Annotated in this window: 3 protein-coding genes; 2 read left to right on the top strand and 1 reads right to left on the bottom strand. The window is 54.8% G+C overall.

Going from position 1 to position 3,365, the window contains the following annotated elements; genetic code table 11:
- Together ACSIPU_RS30030 and ACSIPU_RS30025 are read left to right on the top strand one after the other, a co-directional pair.
- The coding region (locus ACSIPU_RS30030) for a Tn3-like element TnAs3 family transposase (protein ID WP_435322460.1) at positions 1 to 1,979 on the top strand (1,979 nt) is incomplete at its 5' end.
- The gene (locus ACSIPU_RS30025) at positions 1,913 to 2,389 is read left to right on the top strand and encodes a hypothetical protein (protein WP_223171565.1); all 477 of its coding nucleotides are present in this window, start codon (positions 1,913 to 1,915) and stop codon (positions 2,387 to 2,389) included. The genes ACSIPU_RS30030 and ACSIPU_RS30025, both read left to right, overlap by 67 nt.
- Positions 2,390 to 2,473: 84 nt before the next feature.
- Here the strand turns inward: ACSIPU_RS30025 and ACSIPU_RS30020 are convergent, their stop codons facing one another.
- Positions 2,474 to 3,178, bottom strand: a complete 705-nt coding sequence (locus tag ACSIPU_RS30020; protein WP_001067784.1) for an IS6-like element IS1006 family transposase — start codon at positions 3,176 to 3,178, stop codon at positions 2,474 to 2,476.
- Positions 3,179 to 3,365 lie beyond the last annotated feature (187 nt).

The raw sequence follows: 3,365 nt of genomic DNA, 5'->3' as shown, positions 1-3,365 counted from the left end.
ACGGGCGCATCGGTCAGGCGCTGATCGACGCCAAGCAATCAGGCCGCGATGCGTTTGCCGCCATCGAGGCCGTCATGTCCTGGGATTCCTTTGCCGAGAGCGTCACCGAGGCGCAGAAGCTCGCGCAACCCGATGACTTCGATTTCCTGCATCGCATCGGCGAGAGCTACGCCACCCTGCGCCGCTATGCACCGGAATTCCTTGCCGTGCTCAAGCTGCGGGCCGCGCCCGCCGCCAAAAACGTGCTTGATGCCATTGAGGTGCTGCGCGGCATGAACACCGACAACGCCCGCAAGCTGCCAGCCGATGCACCGACCGGCTTCATCAAGCCGCGCTGGCAGAAACTGGTGATGACCGACGCCGGCATCGACCGGCGCTACTACGAACTGTGCGCGCTGTCCGAGTTGAAGAACTCCCTGCGCTCGGGCGACATCTGGGTGCAGGGTTCACGCCAGTTCAAGGACTTCGAGGACTACCTGGTACCGCCCGAGAAGTTCACCAGCCTCAAGCAGTCCAGCGAATTGCCGCTGGCCGTGGCCACCGACTGCGAACAATATCTGCATGAGCGGCTGACGCTGCTGGAAGCACAACTTGCCACCGTCAACCGCATGGCGGCAGCCAACGACCTGCCGGATGCCATCATCACCGAGTCGGGCTTGAAGATCACGCCGCTGGATGCGGCGGTGCCCGACACCGCGCAGGCGCTGATAGACCAGACAGCCATGGTCCTGCCGCACGTCAAGATCACCGAACTGCTGCTCGAAGTCGATGAGTGGACGGGCTTCACCCGGCACTTCACGCACTTGAAATCGGGCGATCTGGCCAAGGACAAGAACCTGTTGTTGACCACGATCCTGGCCGACGCGATCAACCTGGGCCTGACCAAGATGGCCGAGTCCTGCCCCGGCACGACCTACGCGAAGCTCGCTTGGCTGCAAGCCTGGCATACCCGCGACGAAACGTACTCGACAGCGTTGGCTGAACTGGTCAACGCTCAGTTTCGGCATCCCTTTGCCGGGCACTGGGGCGATGGCACCACATCATCATCGGACGGACAGAATTTCCGAACCGCTAGCAAGGCAAAGAGCACGGGGCACATCAACCCAAAATATGGCAGCAGCCCAGGACGGACTTTCTACACCCACATCTCCGACCAATACGCGCCATTCCACACCAAGGTGGTCAATGTCGGCCTGCGCGACTCAACCTACGTGCTCGACGGCCTGCTGTACCACGAATCCGACCTGCGGATCGAGGAGCACTACACCGACACGGCGGGCTTCACCGATCACGTCTTCGCCCTGATGCACCTCTTGGGCTTCCGCTTCGCGCCGCGCATCCGCGACCTGGGCGACACCAAGCTCTACATCCCGAAGGGCGATGCCGCCTATGACGCGCTCAAGCCGATGATCGGCGGCACGCTCAACATCAAGCACGTCCGCGCCCATTGGGACGAAATCCTGCGGCTGGCCACCTCGATCAAGCAGGGCACGGTGACGGCCTCGCTGATGCTCAGGAAACTCGGCAGCTACCCGCGCCAGAACGGCTTGGCCGTCGCGCTGCGCGAGTTGGGCCGCATCGAGCGCACGCTGTTCATCCTCGACTGGCTGCAAAGCGTCGAGCTACGCCGCCGCGTGCATGCCGGGCTGAACAAGGGCGAGGCGCGCAATGCGCTGGCCCGTGCCGTGTTCTTCAACCGCCTTGGTGAAATCCGTGACCGCAGTTTCGAGCAGCAGCGCTACCGGGCCAGCGGCCTCAACCTGGTGACGGCGGCCATCGTGCTGTGGAACACGGTCTACCTGGAGCGTGCGGCGCATGCGTTGCGCGGCAATGGTCATGCCGTCGATGACTCGCTATTGCAGTACCTGTCGCCACTCGGCTGGGAGCACATCAACCTGACCGGTGATTACCTATGGCGCAGCAGCGCCAAGATCGGCGCGGGGAAGTTCAGGCCGCTACGGCCTCTGCAACCGGCTTAGCGTGCTTTATTTTCCGTTTTCTGAGACGACCCCTAGTTGTTTGCGGTCTTGCGTGGCAGGGAGCAGGCATCTTTAACTTGCCTTTCACAGTGATGCTATGGACTATCATTAGATTAATTATCGTGGTATCGCTTGTATTTATTACTGGAAAATTCGGTCTATCAAGAGAGTTTACTTTCCCCGCAGCAGCAGTAGGTTTAGCTTTTAGTTTATTCCCTGTCCTTGATCATATTGCGTTAGGTTATTCTGCTAAAAATTTCTATGAAACCACTAATTTTATGGGGCAAACGGTTCGGGAATTTGGTGCCAGTAAAATTACGGTCTGGTGGGGTTCGATTTATGCCAAAATAGCCTATGCTAGCCTTGCAGGTTTAATTGGATATGGTGTTAAGGTCGCCACTGATGATTAAAAAAGAAAAACCAACTTGAAGTTGGTTTTTTTGGCACTGTTGCAAATAGAGATTTGAGTCGATGATGTTCCCTTTAAAAAGTACTTAGAGACCGAAAACCCTGTTGATTAGACACACTTCACCCTGAGGCTGACCATAATAAAATGACGATGCTTGTCCTTTACGTAGTGCACGCATGACTTCAATACCTTTAATTGTGGCATAAGCCGTCTTCATAGATTTGAATCCTAATGTGGCCCTGATGATCCGCTTTAGCTTGCCATGATCACATTCAATCACGTTATTTTTATACTTAATCTGCCTGTGCTCAAGGTCTGGTGGACATTTACCTTCCCGTTTTAACCGTGATAAAGCACGTCCATATGTGGGTGCTTTATCCGTGTTGATCACTTGTGGAATTTGCCACTTCTTCACATTATTTAAAATTTTTCCAAGAAAACAATATGCTGATTTGGTATTACGTCTAGAAGAAAGATAAAAATCAATGGTATCGCCACGTTGATCGACTGCACGATACAGATAAGACCATCGTCCATTCACTTTTACATAGGTTTCATCAATATGCCACGAGCTCAGATCTGTAGGATTACGCCAATACCAGCGTAAACGTTTTTCTATTTCAGGAGCATAACGTTGAACCCAACGGTAAATAGTCGTGTGATCAACATTCACACCCCGTTCGGCCAGCATTTCCTGCAGTTCACGATAGCTAATGCCATATTTACAATACCAGCGCACAGCCCAAAGAATGATTTCGCCCTGAAAATGCCGACCATGGAAAGGATTCATATGCTGCACCTTTAGCTAAAACAGTCTTCAGCTTACCATTCGTGGTTATTTGCAACAGTGCCGCTGACGCACACCATCGCCCACCGGGTGGGTCGCTATCTGGAACGGCAAGGCCTGCTGGAACGGGATGTCGAAAACAGCTATCTGGCCTCGGATGCGGTGGATGACGACCCGATGACACCCCTGC

Source organism: Klebsiella sp. HN106 (genome assembly GCF_051209435.1).
Lineage (GTDB): Bacteria > Pseudomonadota > Gammaproteobacteria > Enterobacterales > Enterobacteriaceae > Klebsiella > Klebsiella oxytoca.
The sequence above is the reverse complement of the archived record's forward strand: the minus strand, read 5'-3'. Positions and strand labels throughout refer to the sequence as shown.

Excerpts from the sequence above, each read along its gene's own strand:
- ACSIPU_RS30025 (WP_223171565.1), top strand. The coding sequence starts at position 1,913 with ATGGCGCAGCAGCGCCAAGATCGGCGCGGGGAAGTTCAGGCCGCTACG.
- ACSIPU_RS30020 (WP_001067784.1), bottom strand. The coding sequence starts at position 3,178 with ATGAATCCTTTCCATGGTCGGCATTTTCAGGGCGAAATCATTCTTTGG.